Annotated in this window: 25 protein-coding genes and 2 pseudogenes; 9 read left to right on the top strand and 18 right to left on the bottom strand. The window is 59.4% G+C overall.

Annotated features, from left to right (window positions below; genetic code table 11):
* Positions 1 to 174: 174 nt before the first annotated feature.
* Genes QA648_RS22050 through QA648_RS22040 form a run of 3 tightly spaced genes read right to left on the bottom strand, consistent with a single transcriptional unit; the run spans position 175 to position 3153 of the window.
* Entirely contained in the window at positions 175 to 636 is a 462-nt protein-coding gene (locus QA648_RS22050; protein ID WP_283053678.1) for a hypothetical protein, read from the bottom strand.
* 20 nt (positions 637 to 656) lie between these two features.
* Positions 657 to 2447, bottom strand: a complete 1791-nt coding sequence (locus QA648_RS22045; RefSeq protein ID WP_283053676.1) for a ShlB/FhaC/HecB family hemolysin secretion/activation protein — start codon at positions 2445 to 2447, stop codon at positions 657 to 659.
* A 19-nt stretch (positions 2448 to 2466) separates the two neighbouring features.
* Complete coding sequence (locus tag QA648_RS22040) at positions 2467 to 3153, bottom strand: invasion associated locus B family protein (RefSeq protein WP_283053674.1); 687 nt, start codon at positions 3151 to 3153, stop codon at positions 2467 to 2469.
* Positions 3154 to 3634: 481 nt separating this feature from the next.
* Between QA648_RS22040 and QA648_RS22035 the strand changes: the two are divergent.
* A pseudogene (locus QA648_RS22035) lies at positions 3635 to 3822 on the top strand (hypothetical protein).
* A 50-nt stretch (positions 3823 to 3872) separates the two neighbouring features.
* On the opposite strand, the gene xth reads toward QA648_RS22035, so the two are convergent.
* The gene (gene xth / locus QA648_RS22030) at positions 3873 to 4646 is read right to left on the bottom strand and encodes an exodeoxyribonuclease III (RefSeq protein ID WP_283053672.1); all 774 of its coding nucleotides are present in this window, start codon (positions 4644 to 4646) and stop codon (positions 3873 to 3875) included.
* Between the two features lie 5 nt (positions 4647 to 4651).
* Complete coding sequence (locus QA648_RS22025; RefSeq protein ID WP_260304867.1) at positions 4652 to 4834, bottom strand: hypothetical protein; 183 nt, start codon at positions 4832 to 4834, stop codon at positions 4652 to 4654.
* A 215-nt stretch (positions 4835 to 5049) separates the two neighbouring features.
* Here QA648_RS22025 and QA648_RS22020 point away from each other — a divergent pair, with 215 nt between their 5' ends.
* Positions 5050 to 6324 (top strand): diguanylate cyclase, encoded by a 1275-nt coding sequence (locus QA648_RS22020; RefSeq protein ID WP_283053670.1) that lies wholly within the window; start codon positions 5050 to 5052, stop codon positions 6322 to 6324.
* A gap of 177 nt (positions 6325 to 6501) precedes the next feature.
* Here QA648_RS22020 and QA648_RS22015 read toward each other — a convergent pair whose 3' ends face one another.
* The 4 genes from QA648_RS22015 to QA648_RS22000 form a co-directional block, all read right to left on the bottom strand.
* Entirely contained in the window at positions 6502 to 6789 is a 288-nt protein-coding gene (locus QA648_RS22015) for a hypothetical protein (protein WP_260304865.1), read from the bottom strand.
* A gap of 14 nt (positions 6790 to 6803) precedes the next feature.
* The gene (locus QA648_RS22010; RefSeq protein ID WP_260304864.1) at positions 6804 to 7019 is read right to left on the bottom strand and encodes a hypothetical protein; all 216 of its coding nucleotides are present in this window, start codon (positions 7017 to 7019) and stop codon (positions 6804 to 6806) included.
* Between the two features lie 368 nt (positions 7020 to 7387).
* Positions 7388 to 7993, bottom strand: coding sequence for a general stress protein (locus QA648_RS22005; RefSeq protein WP_260304863.1), 606 nt, complete (start codon positions 7991 to 7993; stop codon positions 7388 to 7390).
* 40 nt (positions 7994 to 8033) lie between these two features.
* Positions 8034 to 8348 (bottom strand): PepSY domain-containing protein, encoded by a 315-nt coding sequence (locus QA648_RS22000; protein WP_260304862.1) that lies wholly within the window; start codon positions 8346 to 8348, stop codon positions 8034 to 8036.
* A 311-nt stretch (positions 8349 to 8659) separates the two neighbouring features.
* Here QA648_RS22000 and QA648_RS21995 point away from each other — a divergent pair, with 311 nt between their 5' ends.
* Together QA648_RS21995 and QA648_RS21990 are read left to right on the top strand one after the other, a co-directional pair.
* Positions 8660 to 8941, top strand: a complete 282-nt coding sequence (locus QA648_RS21995; RefSeq protein ID WP_104826418.1) for a hypothetical protein — start codon at positions 8660 to 8662, stop codon at positions 8939 to 8941.
* 109 nt (positions 8942 to 9050) lie between these two features.
* A complete protein-coding gene (locus QA648_RS21990; RefSeq protein ID WP_260305292.1) occupies positions 9051 to 9506 on the top strand; it encodes a hypothetical protein in 456 nt (151 codons plus the stop codon).
* A gap of 170 nt (positions 9507 to 9676) precedes the next feature.
* Here QA648_RS21990 and QA648_RS21985 read toward each other — a convergent pair whose 3' ends face one another.
* The 5 genes and pseudogenes from QA648_RS21985 to QA648_RS21965 all read right to left on the bottom strand — a co-directional run bounded on the left by QA648_RS21985 (position 9677) and on the right by QA648_RS21965 (position 14449).
* Complete coding sequence (locus QA648_RS21985) at positions 9677 to 10099, bottom strand: hypothetical protein (protein ID WP_260304861.1); 423 nt, start codon at positions 10097 to 10099, stop codon at positions 9677 to 9679.
* Positions 10100 to 10432: 333 nt separating this feature from the next.
* Complete coding sequence (locus tag QA648_RS21980; protein WP_260304860.1) at positions 10433 to 12577, bottom strand: methyl-accepting chemotaxis protein; 2145 nt, start codon at positions 12575 to 12577, stop codon at positions 10433 to 10435.
* Positions 12578 to 12593: 16 nt separating this feature from the next.
* Positions 12594 to 13523 carry a substrate-binding domain-containing protein gene (locus QA648_RS21975; RefSeq protein WP_104826415.1) on the bottom strand — a complete coding sequence of 310 codons (930 nt, stop codon included), beginning with the start codon at positions 13521 to 13523 and terminating at the stop codon, positions 12594 to 12596.
* A gap of 193 nt (positions 13524 to 13716) precedes the next feature.
* Positions 13717 to 14121, bottom strand: a pseudogene (locus QA648_RS21970) (IS5 family transposase); the annotation flags it as partial.
* On the bottom strand, positions 14114 to 14449 hold the full coding sequence (locus tag QA648_RS21965) for a transposase (RefSeq protein ID WP_283054233.1): 336 nt from the start codon (positions 14447 to 14449) through the stop codon (positions 14114 to 14116). The pseudogene QA648_RS21970 and the gene QA648_RS21965, both read right to left, overlap by 8 nt.
* Before the next feature lie 174 nt (positions 14450 to 14623).
* Here QA648_RS21965 and QA648_RS21960 point away from each other — a divergent pair, with 174 nt between their 5' ends.
* Together QA648_RS21960 and QA648_RS21955 are read left to right on the top strand one after the other, a co-directional pair.
* Positions 14624 to 14800 (top strand): TetR family transcriptional regulator C-terminal domain-containing protein, encoded by a 177-nt coding sequence (locus QA648_RS21960; protein ID WP_283053666.1) that lies wholly within the window; start codon positions 14624 to 14626, stop codon positions 14798 to 14800.
* A 115-nt stretch (positions 14801 to 14915) separates the two neighbouring features.
* Positions 14916 to 15734, top strand: coding sequence for an alpha/beta hydrolase (locus tag QA648_RS21955; RefSeq protein ID WP_260304858.1), 819 nt, complete (start codon positions 14916 to 14918; stop codon positions 15732 to 15734).
* Between the two features lie 284 nt (positions 15735 to 16018).
* Here QA648_RS21955 and QA648_RS21950 read toward each other — a convergent pair whose 3' ends face one another.
* Genes QA648_RS21950 through QA648_RS21935 form a run of 4 tightly spaced genes read right to left on the bottom strand, consistent with a single transcriptional unit; the run spans position 16019 to position 19463 of the window.
* Positions 16019 to 17074, bottom strand: a complete 1056-nt coding sequence (locus QA648_RS21950) for a 4-oxalomesaconate tautomerase (RefSeq protein ID WP_283053662.1) — start codon at positions 17072 to 17074, stop codon at positions 16019 to 16021.
* Positions 17067 to 17738: a 4-carboxy-4-hydroxy-2-oxoadipate aldolase/oxaloacetate decarboxylase gene (locus QA648_RS21945; protein ID WP_260304856.1), complete on the bottom strand. Its 672-nt coding sequence runs from the start codon at positions 17736 to 17738 to the stop codon at positions 17067 to 17069. The genes QA648_RS21950 and QA648_RS21945 overlap by 8 nt, the downstream gene beginning before the upstream one ends.
* Complete coding sequence (locus QA648_RS21940) at positions 17738 to 18703, bottom strand: VOC family protein (RefSeq protein ID WP_260304855.1); 966 nt, start codon at positions 18701 to 18703, stop codon at positions 17738 to 17740. The genes QA648_RS21945 and QA648_RS21940 overlap by 1 nt, the downstream gene beginning before the upstream one ends.
* 25 nt (positions 18704 to 18728) lie before the next feature.
* Positions 18729 to 19463: a PIG-L deacetylase family protein gene (locus tag QA648_RS21935; RefSeq protein ID WP_283053661.1), complete on the bottom strand. Its 735-nt coding sequence runs from the start codon at positions 19461 to 19463 to the stop codon at positions 18729 to 18731.
* A 157-nt stretch (positions 19464 to 19620) separates the two neighbouring features.
* Here QA648_RS21935 and QA648_RS21930 point away from each other — a divergent pair, with 157 nt between their 5' ends.
* The 3 genes from QA648_RS21930 to QA648_RS21920 all read left to right on the top strand — a co-directional run bounded on the left by QA648_RS21930 (position 19621) and on the right by QA648_RS21920 (position 23490).
* Entirely contained in the window at positions 19621 to 20532 is a 912-nt protein-coding gene (locus QA648_RS21930) for a DUF1932 domain-containing protein (RefSeq protein WP_283053659.1), read from the top strand.
* Positions 20529 to 21710, top strand: coding sequence for a LysR family transcriptional regulator (locus QA648_RS21925; protein WP_283053657.1), 1182 nt, complete (start codon positions 20529 to 20531; stop codon positions 21708 to 21710). Before QA648_RS21930 ends, QA648_RS21925 begins: the two co-directional genes overlap by 4 nt.
* 439 nt (positions 21711 to 22149) lie before the next feature.
* The gene (locus tag QA648_RS21920) at positions 22150 to 23490 is read left to right on the top strand and encodes an MFS transporter (protein ID WP_283053655.1); all 1341 of its coding nucleotides are present in this window, start codon (positions 22150 to 22152) and stop codon (positions 23488 to 23490) included.
* Positions 23491 to 23509 lie beyond the last annotated feature (19 nt).

Raw genomic sequence — 23509 nt, 5'->3', positions numbered from 1 at the left:
TTTTTGCGACAGCTCAATACCGTCGTGGTTGTAGTGGCATGCAGAGCGAGACCATGGCTTCGGGATGGGAGTCAACGTCGGCATGGGTTTGAGGTAAACGGATTTAAAACAAAAAATCTGTTATTTGGTGCGATCGCGGCAGGCCCCGATTGTGCCGCGATCGCACAGTTCGCTTTAGTCTCTCTTGGCCGGTGACGTCTTCACACCACCGTCAAGCCTCTTATAGACTTCGCCCAATTGCGACTTGGGCGCCGGGCACTTTCGCGAACGGGCAAGGTCGGTCAGCACCTGGTTGCGATTGCGCAAGGCGTCGATCTCGACCTTCTCCGGTGATTTGGGATCCATGAAGAATAGCGCCGGCCAGAAGAGAAGAACGCCGGTGGCGCCTAGAATGACGTTTTTGCCTTGAGCTTGCGAGCGCTCCTTGACCGTTGCAAGAATCTGGCGTTCGTTGGCTGCGAATTCGCGCGAAACCCCGCCGCAATCAAGCCCACCGTCGCCAACATTGGTCGAGGCGATCGGGTGCGCCTCGCGGCCACCGCAGCTCGAGAGCGCGATTGCACAGCAAAGAAGTGCAGCCGCAGAACGTAACGCCAGAGGCGCTGTCTTGTTGTCTTTTCGAATAACTAAGTTCATGATTTCCCTCTTAATATTGGTTACCACCGTACGGAGGAGCTAACGAAAAGCAGTCCCGTATTCTTTTTATCGACAGTGCCGGCCAGCACGTCGGAATAGCCGATGTCGAGATTGAGATTGCCGCCTGCGAGCTTGGCCCCAACGGTCCAGCCGAGCATGTCGCCGCCCTCGATCTGATAGCGCGTCTGAGAGGCGATCCGCCCGTAGTCGAGCCCGGCATAGGGGCGGAATTCGCCGAACATTTTTGCCAGGGCGGCATAGTCGGCGAAGGGCTGCGTCCGCCAGACGAGATCATTGCGAATGAAAAAGCCGTCATTGCCGTAAAGCGTGCTCTCGCGCGTACCGCGGACGGTGGAATTGCTGCCGAGCGAGATCTGTTCGGCTCCAAACAGATTGTCCGGCGAATATTGTCCAGTCAGGATCGAATTGACCTCAAAGCGCTGTTCGCCGAGCTGGAGCGGCCGGGTCATGGTGATGGTGCCGGTGAACTTTGAGAACCGCGGATCGGCATTGCCTGCCCCGGCATCGTCCGGGTCGACGGCATCGAAGAGGTTGAGACCCTGGTTGTAGGAAAGATCGAAGACCCAGAGGCCTCCCAGCATGCGCCGCGAGTGAGAGATGCCGAGGTCCCCGACGGTATATTTGCGGCTGCCGACCTCGATCTTGCTGCCGAGCAGGAAATTGTTGGTTTCCTTGTAGGTCAAGCCGCTGTTTAAGGTGGTGATCGAATCCTTGTCGCGGAGGATGACGCGGTCGGCGCTGATCCCGAGCTGCTTGGAATTGCCCGATGTCTGCAAGGTCCCGAAATTGCCAGGAACCGAGCTGTCGTAGCCGTACCAGGCGCCGTTTACCGAGAGCGTCCAATAGCCGTAGGGGACGCTGACATTGCCGGTCAGGCTGTCGCTCCGGCCCTGGCCGTCATCGCGCCAGGGATAGTTCGGCCCGGTATGCTCGTAGCCGAAGCTCCACTGATCATTGACGCCGAAGAGGTTGTCGTAACCGAGGGAGGTCGATGTCTTGGAGTATCCCGTCTGCTCTTGGCCGAGGTTGCTGTTGCCGAAGGAGACGTGCCAGGGATGGCTGGGCTTGTTCTCGATATTGAGGATGGACGTGCCGCTGCTCTTACCTGGCAGCATCGCCGTCTTGGCGTTGTTGGAACTCAGCCGATTGATCTGGTCGAGGCCCTGCTCGATGTCGCGCAGGTTGACGATATGCTCCTTCATGCCGGGAAAGGCGGTGGCAAGCATGCCGGAGCCCATCACACCGGAAACAGGCGCCGGCTTGCCGTTGATATAGATGTCGGAGAGATTGCCCTCGACAGCGACCAGACGCAATGTCTTCGTCTTGGCAATGTCTTGCGCCGGCACGTAGACACGCGAGGTGACGAAACCCCTGTTGAGATAGAGATAGGTCAGATCGCGGAGCAACGTGTTGATGTCACCGACGCCGATGCAACGGTTGCGATAGGGTGCCGTCACCTTGTCGATATCGGCGGTCGGGAATTGCTTGACCCCCTCCACCTCAACATCCGTGATCGCAAAACACGGGCCGCCTTTTTGCGCGCCGGCGGCCTGTCGTTCATCGGTCGGCAGCTCCGAGGGCTTCGGCGTGCTCTTGCGCAGCGCGTCGAGGCGCTTTTCTTCATTCTGCTGTGCATGACGGCGGGCGAAATCGTCATTTGGCGATTGCTGCGCAACCGCCATCGACGCCGTCAAAGCTGCGATAAGCAACACAAGGATACGCATGATGAAGGAGGACGCCGTGAAGGCAAGGCTGCGTTGAGCAGCCGTCGGTTGCCGGGCCGAGGTCATGAATCGTTCAGTCGCGCCGTCAGTTGGAAGCCGGTTTCCGCAACGCGTCCAAAGCCGCGTCCAAACCCTTCAGTGAGAATTTGATATTGACCTTCTGGCCATTCATCATCTGCACGTGACCGACCCCATCCGATGCCTTTGCAAGTGCCGCGACCATCTTCGCATCCAGCTTCTGTTGCGCCCAGCAACCGGCCTGGTTGCAATTGCGATAGGCAAGCTGAACGACGGGCTTATCGCTCGCATCGATGCTGAGCCCCGCCGGCAGGTACATGTTGAGTGGCACAAGCGTCGTCAGCACGAGATCGCTCACCGCCTGCTTCCCGCCTTTCTGGGTAGGCGCAGGCGTTGCAGGCGCTTTCGCAATCGCCAAGGTCAGAATGTTGACGTCCTGCTCGCCCTGCTTCACCGTCGCGATCTGCGCCGCTTCGCAATTCGTTGTCGCCGAACCGTCCGCTGCCTTGCCATCGACGCAGCGATAGTACCAGTCGTCAAACTTCTGCACACGGGCTTGCGGCGCCGGCTGTTGTTGGCCCGCCGCAGGGGTACCAGCGGAATTCTGCTGAGCGCCAGCATTGGTCGACCCTGCCGCGCCTGCCGCCGGCTGCTCTTGAGCCATGCCCGAAGACGCACACAGGACGGAGGACACGAGAATTATGGATGCAAGGCTCTTGGTGGAAAACATGTCATTCAAGACGGCAAACGTCATGCAAACCTTCCTAAGGTCAAAACTACTCGATTGAGCAAGACAGCGCCTTGCCCACCGACAAATTATCGAATTCATGAAACAGCACTTGAGACAGTGCAGCCGCTCATCGGCCTGACCTGCTCCATAGCAGACTTCATTCGGCACACGGATAGTTAGAACTGAGATAGGCGCATATTCGCGCTCGTTTTTGATGAGCAGCGTGCATTTTTGCAACATTTACGTTTGTATTCGTCGAATGCAATTTAATCGCTTAATAAAAGTTAATTCCGCTTTGAAAGCAGGCGACTGGATGAAACTGACAATGGGCATAGCCACCCAGATTGTTCCCGCAGACAGACCCGATGATCTCTGACCAAGGAGGACCCATCCGCCTGGTCCTGACGACGGAGCGAATAGCCTCGTGGAACGTTCTTCTGTCAGAGAGGTTTGAACGGCAGGTCAGAAGTTCATGCCGTTCTCCCGCCTAAAAAGGAGAACGAATATGCCGACAGATGCACTGAAATCCGACGAGACGCCTCGTGATCCCAATCCATCGCCTGGAGTGTCTGATCGCACCCAGGAGAAGCCGCCAGTGACGCCAGCAAAGGATCCGGAAGACAGTAAAAATCCGAACGATCCCCGCTTGATCCAGCACTGTTGCCAACCGGCGATCCGTCTGGAGCGGCGTGAACACCGTTGGCTACTCTGCAATGTCCTTGGATTGAGCTTGCGTGAGAAGTTCAGTCTCTAAGTTCGATCCAGACCGGGGCGTGATCGCTCGCATGAGGTAGAGCGCGGATCGACTTGTCGACACCTGCCCGAATGAGGTCATCTGCCAATACGGGGCTGAGCAGGACATGGTCTATGCGCAAGCCCGCATCTCGTGCAAAGGCGTTGCGGAAATATTTCCAGAAAGTGTAGATGCGCTGATCCGGGTAGAGATGGCGCAACGCATCCGTCCACCCTTGAGCAACAAGATCCCGGTAAGCTGCCCTCACTTCCGGTCGAAACAACGCATCATCGCGCCAGCGCTCAGGCGCGTAAACATCGAGGTCGGTCGGCATGACGTTGAAGTCGCCGACGAGCGCAACAGGAATGTCCAGCGCGAGCAGTTCTTCCGCATAAGCAGTCAGGCGTCGGAACCAGCGCAGCTTGTAATCGAACTTGGCCCCGGGCGCCGGATTGCCGTTCGGAAGATAAAGGCATCCGATGAGCATCCCGTTGACCGCCGCCTCGATATAGCGGCTGTGCGTATCGTCCAAATTGTCTGGAAGCTCACGGCGCGTCTCGATCGGCTCGTGTCCCTTCGCCAAAATGGCAACGCCGTTCCAGCTTTTCTGGCCATTCCAGATCGCCCCATATCCGGCTCTTTCAAGCGCGCGCTGAGGAAACTTTTCATCCGGCGCCTTCAGTTCCTGCAGGCAGACCACATCCGGAGAGGCCTCCGCCAGCCAATGCAGGAGAATGTCGAGGCGGCCGTTGATGCCGTTGACATTGAAACTTGCGAGCTTCACCGACGTCAGCGCTTCGACTTGCGGTCGCCGCGATCGCCTTCACCGGGCTTGGCTTCCTGCTTGGCCTGATGACGGCGATCTGCCGACAGCGATCGACCAACGTCGGCACTCTCCTTGAATTGACCCTTTTCGTTTCGGCGGACGTAACGCTTGTCGGTGCCGGTGTCGATGAGTTCACGCTTGCTCATGAGATGGGTCCTTTTCAGATCGCTGCATCAGCAGAACGCATGCGCTGGGAAAAAGATGCAGGCGCCGGCGTGATCCGTCTCCGACCGGAACAAGACATAGGTCAAAACATGCCCTTGCTCGATGGTCTATAGCTCGAGTGGCAAAGTGATGGGCCTATTCTCGGTCTGGCCTTCTCATTCTTGCCTGTAAGAAATGCTCCGCTATGTGGGTTAGGATGGATGTTGAGGAGAACAAAGTTTCGGTGAGTTCTGACGCGCCCACACAGATGCCACTCCAGGCGCAAAACCCTAATATCATGGATGAGGTGGAACGCCTTCTGAAGGGGCGTACCCGTGATATTCGCCTAAGGGGCGAGCTTTATCGCCTCTATCAAGAACGCTCCTGGCTTCGAACGGCCAAGATCATTCGCTCCTGGATGATTTGGGTCGCTTTGATCGACGTGCTGACATGGGGCCTCAACGCAATCCTGCTTCCAAAGGCGATAGCGATGGCGATGCTTCCGCCGGCCTGCATCCTTCCTCCGGCCGCGTTGGCCACGGCCTTTATCTGGAAAATACCGCGCGCTTTCCAGCTCCAAAGGATTGTCCTGATCGCAGGCATGTTCCTTATCCTCCTGTCAGTTGCGCTGGTGGGCGTGAATGCGGGAGGCGAGTTTTACGAACGACATTTGAACATCATGCTGTTCGTGGCCATTACCGCGATCATCATCTTTGGCATACCGCTGGCGTGGACGACGATGATCGCAGTCATGGCGCTTGGTCTCTATCTGTTTTTCCAAATGCGGAACCCGGGTGTCGAATTGGGAAGCTTGGAAGCGGCCACGCTGTTCTTCGCCAGCGGCATCGTCGCAACGGTCGTAGCCCGGCGCACCATGACGATTTTGGCGCAGAAGACCTTCCTTCTTGAGTTGCGAGACAAGAGCCGAGTGGCGGAATTGGCCGATGCGAATGCTCGGCTCGAACTTCTTGCGAGAACAGATCCCCTCACCGGCATCGCCAACCGACGATGGATGATGGAAATGCTCAATCGTCTCTGGAGTGGGGACAGCCCGCGCGCAGAGGGGATTGCCATGCTGATGTGCGACATCGATCATTTCAAGCTGCTGAACGATAGTCTCGGCCATGGCGAGGGGGACCGCTGCCTAGTAAAGGTTGCCGGCATCATTCAAAGCAGCATGAGAAAAAATCGCGACCGTGTTTCACGTTACGGCGGCGAAGAGTTTCTCATTGTGCTTCCGGGCGTAAATGAGGAAGAGGCAATTGCAGTTGCCGAACGAATTCGGGAAGGGGTCGAAACTGCCTCCCTCCCGAACCCTGCATCCGGAATGTCGCCATGCGTCACCGTCAGCATTGGGGTAGTCCACGTGCCGAACGTCGGCGCCGTCTCACCGGAGCAGCTTCAGAACCAGGCTGATGAGGCTCTTTACCTCGCCAAGCAATCCGGTCGAAACCGAGTGGTGCTTTACAAGCCAAGCTCGCCGAACGCATGAGCTGCAGTTACTTGTGGCAACACGTCCGGCGTGCGGACGATCACCGCTGCTGCGACACTGATGATGCTGCTGTCGATTGTCCTGCTCGTGGTCGCAAACCTGCTGGCAAGACGAGGAGGCAAGGCAAGCAAGCCTCAGAGCTGACAAACCTACCGGATGCGGTACACAAACGTCGCGTCAGTGCAAAGGTTTGACGGATGTCGCAGCGAAGGACTCGATACCTTCGAGTTCGACCGTCTGAAGGAATTGTTCAAACGCCTCCGCGTCGGTGTCGAACACGTCCATCCAAACCGTGATATCGAGTCCTTCATCGACGACCTGGAGGTTCCATCCGCAGTCCTCACCAAACGGTCGAAAAATTTCCACGATCACGCTTGTCCCGTCGACAATAAACGGCCGGGACAGGGGAGAATATTCAAAGTGCGGATTACAATCATTATCCGCACCGGCCAAACTGTCGGTCATACCGTCTCTCCCGGCTAGCTCCATGCCCGCGAATACAGCAGCTCACGGAGCTGGCTTTGCTTTGTCACACCGATCTGAAACCAATAGACCAGCTCTCGCGCCGCCTCCTGAGCTTCGTCGCTCGCGTTTTCGCAACACCGGTCCTCGCAATAATCTCTTAGGAGCGTTTGCATCATCATAACGTCTTCCGGATAAAGCGGCGGCGTCCGGCGGCCAAATGCCTGAACCATCTCATCCTCCTACAAAGGTCACACCGCCTTCAGACAGTAGGCATAAAATCCGGTTCGCCAATTAACTTTGACATAGGGGGCATCATTCCTCGACAAAGGAACGCTCACCCGAGCAGAGCCGCCCGACGCTCACCTCGATTGAATGCACTCCTTGTTGGGGGGGCACGTTCTATCAATAGAAAACGTAGGCGAATGCTTACATGGGGAAAATTCTGCACACTGGGGATGTCATGGAGGATGACGATCGGCTCTTCTTGCCCTTTCAGCGGCCACCTTTTGAAAACTCGAAGGCTTCGAACACGCAGAAGCTGAGCATGGCGCTGGTGCACTGAGCCGGCAACGAAGGCCGGCTCAGTGCCGATGCGACACTAGCTGCGTGGCGAAGACGTATAGGGACGTGTGTCAACGTCCGCGTCGACATAAGGATCGAGCGTATCGTCAAAACGCTGCCATCCCTGCCCTGCATAAAGTGCCCGACGCTCGCTGAGACTAACGCGCGGCAGACGTTCAAGGATCCGGTTTGCGATGGCGATCTCCTCGCCGTCAACACGCGCTACGACGAGCGAAGCGCCGCGTCGAACACTCTCCGCATAGACATTCGCATCCTCCTCCGGCACTCCGGACTTTATCAAAGCACCAACAATGCCACCGGCCGCGCCGCCGACGACGGCACCGCCTGCCGCGCCGGCCAGAGCGGCGACAAGCCAACCTGCGGCCACGACGGGGCCGACACCAGGGATGGCGAGCATTCCAAGCCCAGCCAGCAGGCCGCCCGCTCCACCGGCCACCGCGCCAATACCTGCTCCGGTGCCCGCGCCTTCGGCGGCTCTGTTGCCTTGCTCCTCGACCTTGCGGCCCTCGACGGTCCTGCTGACAATGCTGATATTGTCCGACGAGATGCCGGCGTCTTCCAACTGCTCAACGGCACGTTTGGCATCGTCATGGTGATCAAAAAGTCCAGCTACAGTTGCCATGAGATATTCCTTCCTTCGTGTTCTTGATTGCGACGGCCATTCACTTCGTGACGATGTTGCCCTGGTAATCCAGCGCAACCTGGACTGTCTTCGAGCCCTTCATCGCGGATGCTCGCCACACACCTTGATCATCGAGCTGCAGGTTGGTGATGTTGGTATAGCCGGCCTCTTCCATTCGCGATTTAGCCTGGCCTTCGGTGAAGCTGTTCTTGCCTTGTACCGGCGCCCCGGGGTTCTTTGTGTCTGGTGTCGCGACCGCAGGCGTCTCCTGCGTGGTCGTCGGCTTCTGGCTTTGTGCAAAGCCTGCCGAAGCGGCCATGAGAAGAGCGGTCGACATTAGTAAAATTTTCCTCATTGGATTCCTCGCTGTCGTTCCTCTGAATTGGGGGCGCAGACCTAATCGGTTGAGAGAATGTATGTTCCCGGGGGCGACCGAAGAATCTGCCGAAGGCTCAATCCCTCCCAAAAAGGAAAGGAGCTTAGGAATGATGTCTTTTGCCCTGGTGGATTCAGCGCGTGGTCGGGATTTCATTTCCCGGAACTCGCGTTTCAGCGGGGCGGTATCATAGACCGCCGCTGCGCCCATGATCTCCCCGATCATATCCAAAAGGCCAGGGAACCGCGAGCCGTCAGCCGAGTTGTGTTCTCATGGCAAGGAGCACAAAAATGCATCTCACGGACACCAAGGTCATCCGCGAAGGAAACATGCTGAAGGTCCAGTTCTCCGGCGAGGGAGGCGAAGCCGTTTCCGTTCAGATCAACAGCGGCGGCGTGCAGATGGATGATATTGCAGCGATCGATCAAGCCAAGGTGATGATGGTTCAGCTCACTGCATTCGGCACGCGGGACGGCGGCGGAAGCCTCAACGCCTATGATGCGCTGAGCAATGGCAATTTCGATCCGGGTCAACCGTATCCACCGGTCGATGGGTCGGAGACGAAACACTGACCGCCCACGGCGAGGAGATGATGAATGCAATGTCGTTTGCCCGGCGGGTGCGGGGTCTCTCGGCGGCGTCGTGCTGCTGGCCTCGGCCGTTCTTGAAGGAGAGCAAGTCATGCCAGACAACTCGAAAACATCCCCTGCAGTGGAATCCATGAAGCGGGAACAGGCCGCGCAGCGGCGAAGGGCCAGCAAGGGTCAGCTCCAACAAGGTCTCGAGGATACCTTTCCGGCTTCGGACCCGGTGTCTGTTACCCACAGCGACATTCCATCAGGCCGCGCTGATGCGGAGGAGGCCCAGCGGGTGAAACGTCAAGCCGATTTCTCGGCCAATCCCGACGGTCGGCTGACTGACGACCAAGTTCGCTTCGGCCAGAGGCGAAGTGGCGACGGGCGGCAGGGACTTTTCTCTCACGAGAGGTCCTGGCGCGACCCCGAGGCGGACACCCCGTCAACGGCGGGAAGCATGCTCGACAATTTTCGAGAACGCGTAAGGGAACGACCTCTTCTAGCCATCGGCGCCGCCGCGGTGGTGGCATATATTTATGCGCTCAGCTCTCATCGGGAGTGAAAGCGGCAAAAGCGGATAGGATAGCCGGTGGCGGTGGTTTCCGGCTGGGGGCTGAGTTTCTGAAGCCTACAGTTGCGACAAAACTCCGCATATCGAAAGCGCGAGCGGTGGCAGTTGCTTATGTTCGCGCACAATATTGCAGAACCGCGCGACGCTCCAATCGAGCGCTGTTACGACTTTTCGTCAGGCCAACTCATGATCAGCGGGATCGCAACACCTGCGATCCTTCCGAGCGGCAATCGTTTCAACAAGCGAACGGAGACAAAGGTCATTGCCATCGCACCTGCAAGTTTTGCCCATGGATAGGCGCCGAGCTGGGCGTGGGCGCTCGCATCTGCCCAATCGAGGTTCGTTCTGACAACGGTTGTCGCCTGCTGGGCAACGGCGGCCAAGCGCTCACGCAGATTTTTGATCTCGTCTCTGACATCGGCGATATCGCTTTTGAGGGCATCAAGGCGCTGGCGTTCGGCACCCATATCGTCGATGGAGTCTTGAAACCCCTCTTCCGCCGGCGCATCAGCTTCGAGCGCGGCGAGATGCGCCTGCAACTCGGCATCCGTGCTAAAGCCTTCCGGCTGCCTAGAAGCGTTCATCTCGGGCTCCTTCATAGAAAAGGTATCACAATGGTCGCAAGCATCGCCCTCATACGGCTTTGCTGGATCACAGGAGAACGCGCGACGATTCAAAAGGATGCATAAAAACGCGCTGGGCAGCCCGGCCACTCGCGACGAATAAGGGAGACAATATGTCGATTGTGCCGTCCGCCGAGCGTTGATCGCAGGGAACTTAGCTCACGGATATTCATTTATAAGCTGCGGTCTTCGTGGCCGCAGCTCAAGGTGTTAGCGCGGGTCACCGGAGCTTGAGCCCGCCGCGCTTGTAGCACGCGGCGGGCTCAGATAATTCGCAGTTGTTTTGCCTAAGCGTTAAGACGCCATTGCATAGAGGCGGTGCGTGGATTGAGCCGCACTGCGCGTCCTGAACCGTTGCACGAGATCGGCAAGGTTCTCGGTCTCCTGGGTCAGGCTCTGGGCGGCTGCGGTCGTCTCTTCCACCATGGCTGCGTTTTGCTGGGTGACCTTATCCATTTGATCTCCGGCAGCCGAGACTTCTCTCAAGCTTGCCGCCTGCTCACGAGCCGCAACGGCGATCTGGGCGACGGTTGAGCTCATGGCAATGACCTGCTCGACGATTTGTTCGAGCGAAGTGCCGGATTCCCCGACAAGCTGCACACCGGTCGTGACTTGGGCGGAAGAGGTGGAGATCAGTTCCTTGATCTCTCTCGCTGCACTGGCCGACCGTTGCGCGAGTTCACGCACCTCTTGGGCGACGACAGCAAAGCCCTTACCTGCCTCTCCCGCACGCGCTGCTTCCACGCCGGCATTGAGGGCAAGCAGGTTGGTCTGGAAGGCGATTTCATCGATAACGCCGATAATATTGCCGATCTTGGACGAAGAATTTTGAATCTCCGTCATCGCGTCAATCGCGCGGGCGACGATCGCGCCGCCGTTTTCCGCATTGGCACGGGCGGTCGCAACGGCGCTCTGGGCATGACTTGCCCCTTCCGCCGTGCCGTTGACGCCCCGTGTCACATCGCCCAACGCCGCGACCGTTTCCTCAATCGAAGCGGCTTGCTGTTCCGTACGACGGGCAAGATCGTGGGATGCGGAGGAGATTTCCGTGAGCCCCGACCTGATCGTGCCGACAGCGCGGATGACGGAGTCCACCGCCTCCTCCAGGCTGGAGACGGCGCTGTTGAAATGATCCCGAATGCGGACATAGCGGCGGTCAACCTCACCGACGCGCACTGTAAGGTCACCCTTCGAGAGCGCATCGAGACCGAGAGAGATCTGCTGGAAGGCATGTTCCATCACCTGGGCATCCGAAAGCCGCTCGGCTTCCTGGCGCAGGCGTTCTTCTTCGGCCGCAAGCCGAGCGCGCTCGGCATTGGCTTCCGCGACGACCTTGGCATGTCCGGTCTCTTGGAAGACCTTCAGCGAACGTGCCATGGCGCCGAGCTCGTGACGATGTTCAGTACCTTCGATCGTCATTGTGTCGTCGCCACGGGCAAGGCGCTCCATCGTCCACGCCATCTTGCGGACAGCAGAGGAAATCAGTCGCCCGATGAAATAGGCCAGTACGAGACCGATCACGATCAGAAGCCCGCTGATTACCAGCGTCGAGCGGGTCGCGGACGCAACTGTGGTATCGACCGAACCGTCGAGAGCCTTCTGTGCATCCATGACCGTCGCCTGCAGATCTCGGAAGCCGGTGGCGATTTTCGGCGCCAGAACATTAAGTTCGCTATCGCGGATCTTATTGGTCGCCAGCATCACGTCCCTGACGTCGCCAAGGCGGCCTGTATAGTTCTGCATGAGCCGACCGGCACCGAGAATACGTTTGTGCTGCAGTTCATTTTTTGCAGCCTTGGCGGCGTCGTCGTTCAAAGCCATGGCGTCGTTCAGCGCCGCCTGGGCAATGTCGTAGGACGCCAGATCGCCTGAGTGGATAAAACGCTCGGAGAAATAGAGGCTACGGTTCAAGGCTTCGAGCGTCGCGCCGGTCATATGCAGCAGCGTCACATCGTTCTGCCTCCATGCACTGCGCATCACGTCATTGAGCGCAATGCTGGTCCAAGGACCGAACTCGGTGACCTTGGCGATCAGGGCCTCGCGCCGGGCGTGAAGGGTTACGACCTGCTCGAAAGCCTTGCCATAGGCGTCAACATCCTGGCGGATGGTCGCCATGCCTGTCTCCAGAGAACTGTTGCCGGCAAAGCGTTGGTCTTCAGCGGCAAATGCCTTAACCCCTGCGCGGAAGCGGTCCACGATTTCCTGTGTCGGGTTGGATCTGAAAGCTTCCACCGACATCTGGATTTCGTGGAGCTGGTTGCTGTGATCCGAAATGGCAAGGCTCTGACCCGCAGTACCGCGATAAGAGGAGAAGATGGACGAAAGTCCGCCCATACCGGAAATTGCGTTGACCGACAGCAAGCTCATGAGCAGGATCAGCGGCAGGAAACCGGCCGTAATCTGTGCGCGGATGCCGAGTTTATTCCAAAAGCGCAACATCATAATCCTCTTTTGCTCACTGGCTCTTCGGCTGGTATTGGGCGATATTCTGGGGCGTGACGAGTTCGAACGGCACGTTGTTGACGCGCGGCACTTGCTGGCCATTGATGAGCTTGATTGCCGCATCGACTGCCGTCGCGCCCTGTCCGACCGCACTTTGAAGGATCGTCACATCGAGATCGCCCGCCTCCATCGCGGCGAGGGCGTCGTCGGTTGCATCGACGCCTGCAACAATGACATCTTTCATCGACATGCCATTCCGCTTCATGGCCCGGATCGCGCCGAGCGCCATCTCGTCGTTATTGGCGATAACCGCGTCGAACTTCACCCCGGCCGTTAGCCATTCCTGCATCTGCTGATCGGCATAATCCCGCGACCAATAGGCGGCTTGCCGCTCGACAACCTGCAGGCCTTTGCATTCGGGCGTGGCAATGACGTTGTCGATATCCTGAGTGCGGGCGCGGGCGGCTTGGTGGAAGGGCTCGCCCATCAACACCACGACACGTCCCTTGCCCTGCAGGAGAGAGCAGACCTGCTTGGTTTCCAACGTTCCCGATTCCGCTTCGTCGGACGCGACGACAACCTGATTTTCCGGCAAGTCGGAGAGATTCGAGGGAACGTTATTGATGTAGATCAGCGGAATATGGGCGTCGGCCGCAAGCTTGGTCATCTGCGGTCCGAGGTCGCCGTCGGAGACGGCAATGATGATGGCGTCGACCTTATCGGCGATCATCTGTTGGACCTGCTTCTTCTGAAGCTCGTTGTCGCCCTTGGCATTTTGCGAGACCAGCTTCAGCCCGGAAATCGTTTTTCCATGCGAAAGGACGCCGTTCAGCACCATCGCCCGGAATTTATCCAGATCGGACATTGCTACGCCGATCGTTTGTGCGCTCGCAGTGGAGGCGCACATCGCCATCACGAAAGCAGCAAATATGGTTTTCCTCATTATCCACCCCAGGGCGTTCACCAAACTGAGGACTTGTAATGAGTTTTTAGTTAAATTTTACTTTATGATAACCAATGATTTTAAGAACATCCTCAGGGCAAGCGCGGCTTCTTGAATATATCTCCCTCAAGAAGACCTAATTTCACTATGACTAAATAATATTCCACTCAAAAACGCCACCCATTAGCTCATCCTAGGCGACGTGGACAAATTTGAGCCAGTATCTGGCAGTGGCGAGGTGGACCATGCCGAGGAAGCTGCTGGCCAGTTGGTCGTAGCGGGTTGCGATGGCCCGGTTGATCTCGAGGCGGCCGAACATGCGCTCGATGCGGTTGCGCCCCTTGTAGAGCGTGCGGTCATGCTCAATCTTCACCTGGCGGTTTGAGCGACCGGGGATGACGGGATTGATGTTCCGTTTCGCAAGGTCAGCACGGATAGCGTCAGCATCGTAACCCTTGTCAGCAAGCAGGGCATCCGGTGCCCGCTCTGGCAAGGCAATCAGGGCTTCATACGCCTTGCAGTCTGCGGCTTCGCCGCCCGTCAGGTGGAACGCAAGCGGTCGCCCGAGGGCGTCAGCCAGGCAGTGAAGTTTACTGGTGAACCCACCCCGCGAGCGGCCAAGAGCGCGTCGATGAGCCCCCCTTTTCCGCCTGCTGCCGAAACGTGGGCGCGGACGGTGGTGCTGTCGATGCTGTAGTGACCACTGTCCGCCAGATCTCGGCCAGCGTCACCGCCACGATCTCCCAGACCGCGGCCTCGCTCCATCGCAGGAACCGGCGGTAGATGGTGTTCCAGCTCCCATATTTGGGCGGCACATCGCGCCACGGAGCACCGCACCGCAGCCGCCAGAGTATGCCGTTAATGATCGAACGGTTCTGTTCGGGAGGTCGGCCTGGACCCCGGTTCTTACGTTCGATGGGCAGCAAATCCTTCAGGATGCGCCATTCCGCCCCGGTGAGATCGCCCCGGCTCAAGCCTGCCTCCAAAAAGCAGGCTTGAATCAACCAGTCCGCGCTACGTCAACTGTCAAGCGATGAGGAAAAGATGATCGGAAAAGAGAGCCTTGCCTTCTCGGGCGAGGATTTCCGATAGCCAATCTGATGGTCATGGGCGCATTCTCCCAGGCCCAGGGTGAATTGCCGGCTGGAAAGGATCTGGGGGTTGCCGCCGCGTTGATCGACGCGTTCGAAGGCGCAGTCACGCGTGCCAAGGTCGAACGTAGCCGGTCGCCGTTCGACAGCTTTAAAGGTTTCGTTTTGCCCGCCCTTGTGGCCTGAACGATTCTGACCAGTAAATATACGACCGGTCATATTTATTTCACAAGTTTCTCGCTGGAACGCCGCGCCAGTGAGTGATGACGTCTGTCCGCGGCTGATCTAAAGGAACCGAACAATGTCCACGATCACTACTACAGATGGCGTAAACATCTTCTACAAGGATTGGGGGTCAGGTCAGCCGATCGTTTTCAGCCACGGTTGGCCGCTGACAGCGGACGACTGGGATGCCCAAATGACATTCTTCCTTCGTCACGGGTATCGGGTGATCGCCCACGACCGGCGCGGCCATGGCCGGTCCGACCAGCCCAGCACCGGCAACGACATGGACCACTGGGTTGCCGACCTCGCGGCCCTGACGGAACACCTCAACCTGCGCGACGCGATCCATATCGGGCACTCGACAGGTGGCGGTGAGGTGGCTCGCTATGTCGCTCGCCACCAGGAGCGCGTCTCGAAAGCGGTGCTGGTCGCCTCACTGACGCCGAACATGTACCGGAGCGAGGACAACCCGTCCGGTCAGCCGCCGGAGTGGTTCGAAGCGATCCGGGCAGGCGTGCTGGGCAACCGGTCGGAATTCTACCGTTTCGTCCCTGAGAACCCGTTCTATGGCTACAACCTCGATGGGGCCGAGCCTTCGGAGGCAATCATCGCGAACTGGTGGCGCCAAGGCATGGCCGGCGGTGCTCTCGCTCACTACGCGACCGTCGACTCTTGGCTCGAAGATTATACCGAAGACCTCAAGAAGATCACCGTGCCGGTGCTGGTGATGCATGGCGAGGCGGATCAAGTCGTCCCATTCGCAAGTTCGGTGCCGCGTGCGGTCGACCTGCTTAAGAACGGGTCGCTGAAAACTTATGCCGGCTACCCCCATGGCATGCTAACCACACATGCGGATGTCCTCAACCCCGACCTGCTCTCGTTCATAAGGTCTTGACGACATCTCTTATCCATTATCGTCTATGGTGAACGTTTCGGGTTGTGAATTGAGGAGGGGTCGGTTTTTGGCGTCGTGACGAAGGAACGAACAACAAGCTCAAACCCTCCTCGAAAATTCGTCGGCCAGGGCCCCTGGCGAAGCGGCGGCCCTGGCAGCGTTGCTCGGCCTTGACGGAGTTCCACCCCGCGGTAGGCTTCGCGCCTCGCTCTCTGCCTGCGCGAGGGCGCTTGAAGGGCAATCGTGGCATAAGGAATTTGTCCACACCGCCTAGGTGAGCGCCCTCAGCGCGGAAAAACCCTGCCGTCGAACAGCTTTCGCGCAGTACGGATCGTGCCCGCTCCCTTTATCTCTCCCTGACTGTCCAGATCCAGGAACACCTCCATGCTTCCCGTCGGATGCTCGATCTCGTAGCGACCGTCTGCCGGCGCGTTCACCATTTTTCCCGCCGTGCTATTCTTCAGGCGTGTGGCCGTCGCGACCGTCACCGCCGCAAGCACACCGACGGACGCATGGACGCGGTGTGGGATGAAACTGCGCGTGGAGATGGCGCCGCCATTTTCTGGCAAAGAGACCAGGATCATTTTCGGAACGGATGCGGTGGTGACCTCGCCGAGTTTCATCATCGGCCCGCTCTTGAGGCGGATTGCCTCGATCCGCGATTTGACCTCGGCCTTCGCCTCAAGCTCCTCGCGATTTTCTTGTCCCGTCAGGCCGAAGTCGGACGCCCGCATGATCACACAGGGCATGCCGTTGTCGATGAGAGTTGCTTCGACGCCATCGATGATATCGATCTCGTTGCCTGTCGGCAGCAATGCGCCGCACATCGCTCCCGCAATGTTCGTAAACAGCAGCGGAACGGCGGCATGCTTGCCCGGCACGCCCGCAATCGAGGCGGTCCCCGCGTAGTTCACCCGCCCGTTCGGCGTCTCGATCTTGGCGACCGCGACCTCGCCCGAGTTGAGCATGTGGATGCGAACTTCAGTAATATCCCCAGCCGGCTTCACCAAACCGCGCTCTATGGCGGCGGGACCGACACCCGCAAGGATGTTGCCGCATCCCTGCGCATCGCTCACCAGCGCCTGATCGACGAAGACCTGCAGGAAGAGGTAATCCACATCCGCGTCTTCGCGTGTGGATGCGGAGAGCACGGCGACCTTCGACGTTAGCGGGTCAGCCCCGCCGATGCCGTCGATCTGGCGCGGATCGGGCGAGCCCATGATCCTCAGCAGGAGATCGTCGCGTTCCGCCTTGTCGGTCGGCAGGTGCTCGGCGAGAAAATAGGCGCCCTTCGACGTGCCGCCGCGCATCCACAAGCAGGGGATGCCCTCCTCATACATATTTGAGGCCCTTTGCCGCCAGCGTCTCGCGCATGCCGTAGATGTCGAGGCCCAGTTCACCAGATGCCAGACGCTTGCGTTTGGCTTCTTCGTTGGCAAGCCGCTTCTCCGCCGCTGCCACCACGTCCGCCACTTCGGCCCGCTTGACAACGCAGACGCCGTCATCATCGGCAACGATGACATCGCCGGCCTCGATATGGGCTCCGGCGCAGACGACGGGTACATTCACCGAGCCGACCGTCTCCTTGACGGTCCCCTGGGCGGAGACCGCCTTCGACCAGACGGGAAAGCCCATCTGCGTCAGATCTCGCACATCGCGAACACCTGCATCGATCACAAGACCGCGGCAGCCGCGCGCCATGGCCGAGGTCGCGAGCAGATCGCCAAAATAACCATTGTCGCAAGGCGACGTCGGCGCAAGGACAAGAATGTCTCCTTCCCCGAGCTGCTCGATCGCCACATGGACCATCCAATTATCGCCGGGAGGCGCTGAAATCGTCACCGCCGATCCCGCAACCTGCGCGCCGGAATAGATCGGCCGCATGTAGCTTGCCAGCATTCCCTTTCGGCCCTGCGCCTCGTGGACCGTCGCGACCCCTGCCCTGGCAAGCCTTCCGATCAGGTCAGGTTCAGCGCGCGAGATGTTCTGAACGACGACTCCCATCAATGGTCTCCTTGCTTCTTTGCGGGTGGTGTCCCGTGCGTATGGAAAGTTTCGATTGTTTTCAGACCCCAGGCCTGGCCCTTCTTTCGCTCGGCCTCGGTCCAGACGACGGGTTGCCAGTCGGGTGCGAGGATCAGCCGTGCGCCCGAATTGGCGAGCTCGACCCGGTTGCCCGCCGGTTCCCAGACATAGAGGAAGAAAGTCCCCTGGATCGCGTGCTTGTGAGGCCCGGTCTCGATGTGGATGCCGTTTTCGAGGAAAATGTCGGCCGCACGCAGGATTTCTTCGCGCGTGTCGGTCGCATAAGTTACGTGGTGCAGGCGCCCATCGCCGCCGCCGTGTTCTTCTGTGCAGGCAAGGTCATAGGTTTTGTTGTTGACCGTGAACCAGCACCCGCCAAGGCGGCCATTGTCGAGCTGGATCATTTCCGTCACGCGCGATCCGAGACAGGTCTCCATGAACTTGCGGAACTCGAACACGTCCGCCGCGAGCAGGTTCAGGTGATCGAGACGGCGCGGATGGCAGCCCCGCGCATGATAGCGCTGGGCGAGATTCTTGAGCTTCGGCCGCTCCTCCGGCGGCGGATCGTAGCGGACCGTCTCCCAATAGATTTCGAAGATATGACCGAAAGGATCCCTGAATCGGAACGCCCTGCCATGGCCCATATCGCCGTCCACCCAGCCGAGCACATCGTAACCGCTTGCCTCGATTGCCCTGACGCGCCGTTCAAGCGCTTCCGGCGACGAGACCCTGTAGGCAACATGCCCGATCCCGGTCGTCTCATGGCGCGTCAGTTTCAGGGTATGAAACTCGTAATCGTCCCAGCCACGCAGATAGGCGGAACTCTCGTCCTCGCCCGCCAAGGTCAATCCATAGACATTGACGAAGAAATCGAGGCTCTCGTCGTATTTGTCGGTGAACATCTCGACGTGACCGAGGTGGGCGATGTCGAAACAGGGTTCCATTTTCAGGCTCCTCCCGAGAGCGTCATCAGAGCTCGTCGACCGTGCGCGGGAAAACCGACTGAAAGCCTTCCGCATATTGGGCCGCACGGCCGCCGGATTGGCCGCCGGAATTGCGCTGGAAATGGTTGGCACGGTTCTGGGCGACGCGGGTATAGAATTCCCACAGATGCTCCTGCCCTTCCATGCATTCGATGGCGGCCCGCTTCTTATCCCAGACGGCGGTGACGTCGAGAAACACGTCCGGCTTCCAACCCATCTGCTCCGTCTGATGCGGTTCGAACAGGTAGAGCTGCGGCGCGCCGAGGACACTTTCGCCGGGATTGTGGCCCCAGGCCTGCGCGATCATACGCGTTTCGAGCGCGACCTGCGTCGCATACATATGGTCGGTATTGTAGGGATCATATTGCGAGTGGCTCAGCATGAAGGAGGGCTGCACCTTGCGGATCACGTCGACGAGGCGATACTTGTCGTTATCCGTCATGCGCAGGGGATAGTCGCCGAGGTCGAAGCAGATCAGGTCATGGACGCCGAGCGCCTGCGCGGCCTTTTCCGACTCGGCACGCCGGGCAGCCTTGACGCGCTCGAGCGTCATGTCCTTCTGTTTCCAGAGCTTGGCGGACTCGCCTCGCTCGCCGAAGGACAAGCAGACGACGGTGACCTCATAACCCTTGTCGGCATGCAGGGCGATCGCCCCTCCACAGCGCCAGACGAAATCTGCGGCATGGGCGCTGATCACCAACGCGGTCTTCTTGTCGGACATCGAAACCTCCTGTTTTTCGAAACCGTATGTCGCTCCGAACCGCCAGTTTGCCAATTTTCTTTCGGCGCCTTGCCCATAAGTTTTTGCTATAACGAATGGCGACGCGAGCTTTGTTGGTCTAAAGCGAGCACTGATGGATTGGTAGCGGGATGGACGGATGATGAACCACTTCAAGATCGGCATGATCGGATTCGGTGAAGCAGCACGCGCATTCGCATCGGGCTGGACACGGCCTGACGGCGCGGTGCTTGTCGCCTATGACATCAAGAGCGCCGATCCGCTCAGCGCCGGCCAAATCGCAACAGCCTGCGCCGAACTCGACGTCCGACATGCCGATGAAGCCCGGCAATCACTCTCTGACGCCGAGATCATCTTCAGCCTCGTCACAGCCGATCAGGCTTTGCCCGCTGCAAGAGAGGCGGCCAAATGGCTCAAGGCCGGCGCGCTCTATTTCGACTGCAATTCCTGTTCGCCCTCCGCCAAAATCATCGCAGCCGAAGCGATCGAAGCGGCAGGCGGTCGTTATGTCGATGTCGCCGTCATGTCACCCGTGCATCCGGCCCGCCATCTGGCGCCACTTTTGGTTTCCGGTCCCCATGCCGAAGCGGCTATCGAGGCGCTTGAGCATCTCGGAATGAAGCCGAAGCCTGCGGGTGAGAAGGTGGGGCAAGCGTCCTCGATCAAGATGCTGCGCTCCGTCATAATCAAGGGCCTGGAGGCTCTGACGGCTGAATCGATGCTCGCGGCCCGCCGTGCCGGCGTGGAAAACGCCGTCATCGCTTCGTTGCAGGCCTCCGATCCCGGCATAGATTGGGCCAAGCGCAGCTCCTACAACCTCGAACGAATGATGGTGCATGGCGCCCGCCGGGCGGCCGAGATGCGGGAGGTTGCCGCCACTGTCCGTGATCTCGGGCTTCCGGACAGGATGTCGGCAGCCATCGCCGCTTGGCAGGACGAGATCGCAGCGCTTTCCGTGCCGGCAGATATCGACGATCTTGCCAGCCGAGCCGACAGCATCCTCAAACGAATGGATGAGGAGAGGGACAAGGGAGCCGCGGCGATCCGATGAGGCACAATCTGCGGCATCTACGCGTTTTCCTGGCCGTCGTCGAAACGGGCTCTGTCACGCGCGCCGCCGAGATCTGCTACGTATCCCAGCCGGCGGTCACGCAGGCCATATCCAAGATCGAAAAGACGCTTGGATATGCGTTGTTCACGCGTTCGCCGCATGGCCTCTTCATCAACGATGAGGGCAAGCTCCTGGTTCTGCGCGTGAGGCGTGCCTTCTCCTATCTCGATCCCGCGCTGACCGAGCTTGCGTCCAGGCTCAAGGTTACGGCGACCTCGGCGCAGCTCGAAGCCCTGGTCGCCGTCAGGGAGCTGGAGAATTTCACGCTTGCGGCACGGCGGCTCGGGGTGGCGCAGCCGACCGTCCATCGCGCTGTGAGCCAGCTCGAAAAGGAGGCCGCGCGTCCTCTGTTCGAGAGAACGTCCTATGGCATGGTTGCCACGCGCCTGGCGCAGAACCTGGCGCAGGCGACCCGCCTCGCCTTCGCCGAATTGCATCAGGCAGAGGCGGATCTCGCCGAAGCCCGAGCGCAGGAGGCTGGACTGATCGTCGTGGGCGGCATGCCCCTTTCGCGCTCGTTCATCCTGCCGTCGGCGATCGCCCGGTTTCGCAAGAAGCGGCCGAAGCTGCCGATCAAGGTAGTCGAGGGCGTCTATGCCGAACTGCTCGGTGGCCTGCGGCGCGGCGAGATCGATTTCCTGATCGGAGCGATGCGCAATCCGCTTCCCATCGACGACGTGGAGCAGGAAACGCTGTTCAATGACATCGTGGTGATCGTCGCAGGCAAGCGCCATCCGCTCGTCGGAAAATCCCCGATATGCATAGGCGATCTGGCATCCTACCCTTGGGTTGTCGCAACCAGCGGCACGCCGATAAGAGCGCATTTCGACGCCCTGTGCCAAGGGCAATCGCCGGGACCGAGAAGCGTGGTCGAGTCCAGCTCGCTGATCCTCATGCGCGAGCTGCTCGACCAAAGCGACCATCTCGGTTTCATCTCGGGCGGCCAGGCGGCAGCGGAGATCGAACGCGGCCTTATGGCATCCCTGCCCTTCGATCTCGCCCATACCGAACGGCCGATCGGCATCACCATACGCAAGGGGTGGCTGCCCACGGCCGCTCAGGCAGCCTTTCTCGACGACATCCGTGAGGAAGCGGGAGCGAGACAAAGCCGGCTATAGCCTTCCCTTAAGACGCTTTCCGCGAACGTTAGCCGCGCGGCATGTGAGCCTCTTTAATGCTCGCGCGCCTGCGCGATACCAGCCACCTCAAGAGGTGGGACCGTCCCTTTAGCCGCGTGGCGCCGCGACGCGGCATTGCGAAGGTTTGGACGTTTGCGATTTCCGGGACCACCTCGCTTGGGGCGCTGGCACTCTATAGCCGCTGCTTATACCCCGGCCCTCTGATTGGATTGGAGGTGATGGTGCAAGACGCGTACTGCTTGGCCCGTCAACGAAGCGCGAGGGGCAGAGGAGGTTGACGGCAAGCGTCGATCAAGCGCTTTCGCAAAGCCATTCCTCGAGCGGATCGATGCCTGGATGATCCAAGCACAACGCCGTTCGAGAGCGCCCAGCCATCAGCCTCGTGCGGACACGCGCAACCATCATGTCGGAGGAGTACATGACACAGCCAGCCGTCCTGGAGATCAGGTCTTACATCAACAGCCGCCCGATGTCGCGAATGCAATGGACACTGACTGTTCTCTGCTTCCTCATCGTCTTCTGCGACGGCATGGACGTCGCGATCATGGGCTTTCTTGCTCCCGCCATCACGGGCGACTGGGGCATCTCAAAGCCTGCCTTTGGCCTTGTTATGGCTGCGGCGCCGGTTGGCCTGGCCATCGGCGCGATCTTTGCAGGTTCGTCTTCCGATTGGTTCGGACGCCGCCGCGTATTGCTCGGCTCGGTGTTCGCCTTCGGCGTCTTGAGCCTGCTAACGGCGCTTACTCAAAGTCCCACTGAGATGGCGGTACTCCGTTTTCTGACCGGCCTTGGCCTCGGCGCCGCAATGCCCAATACGACAACGCTGCTGTCGGAATACGTGCCAGAGCAAAAGCGCTCCGTTATTCTGGCGATCATGTTCACCGGCTTCAACTTCGGCTCGGCGATCATCGGCTTTGTCGCGGCATATCTGCTGCCAACGTTCGGCTGGCATTCGGTGCTCGTGTTCGGCGGCATCGTGCCGCTCGCGCTTTCCGTGATCTTGTTTTTCGTGCTGCCGGAATCGGCCCGCTTCATGGTCGTCCGCGGAGCTCCCACCGATCGCATCCGCAATCAGCTCGCCGGCGTGACCGGTCAGGACCTGAAAGCCGTATCCGCATTTACGCTGGATGACGAACGGGTGACCGCGGCGCAGCCTGTTGCGCTCCTATTCACACCCACGTTCATCATACGCACGCTGACGCTCTGGCTGTGCTACTTCATGGGTCTGCTGGTCATCTACCTGACGACAAGCTGGTTGCCGACCATGATCAAGGATGCCGGGATGCCGATCGAAACCGCGGCCAGCGTCACCGCCATGTTCCAGCTCGGCGGCACGATCGGTGCGGTTGTCGTGGGCTTTGCCATGCACCGGATCGGGTCAAAGAGCGCGATCTCCCTATCCTATCTGCTCGGCGCCGTCGCTCTGATCGTGCTCGCATTCACCGGCCTGACCTCCGTTGCCCTCGCGCTGATTGTCGGCATAGTCGGCTTCTTCATGAGCGGCGGCCAAACGGGTCTCAACGCCTATGCTCCGGGCCGCTATCCCACCTTTGCCCGTGCGACCGGTGTGAGCTGGATGCTGGGCGTCGGCCGGCTGGGCAGCATTCTGGGGTCGTCGATCGGCGGTCTGTTGCTCGGCTTCGGCTGGGATTTCCGTGGCATCTTCTGCGCACTCGCCGTTCCGGCGGCAATCGGGGCCGCCGCCATCCTGCTGAACGAACTCCATGCCGCCCCGCGAACCCAGGAAGCCACGCGATGAAATTGTGCCGGCTCGATCA

The sequence above is a fragment of the Rhizobium sp. CB3171 genome, from assembly GCF_029714265.1.
Taxonomy (GTDB): Bacteria; Pseudomonadota; Alphaproteobacteria; order Rhizobiales; family Rhizobiaceae; genus Rhizobium.
The sequence above is the reverse complement of the archived record's forward strand: the minus strand, read 5'-3'. Positions and strand labels throughout refer to the sequence as shown.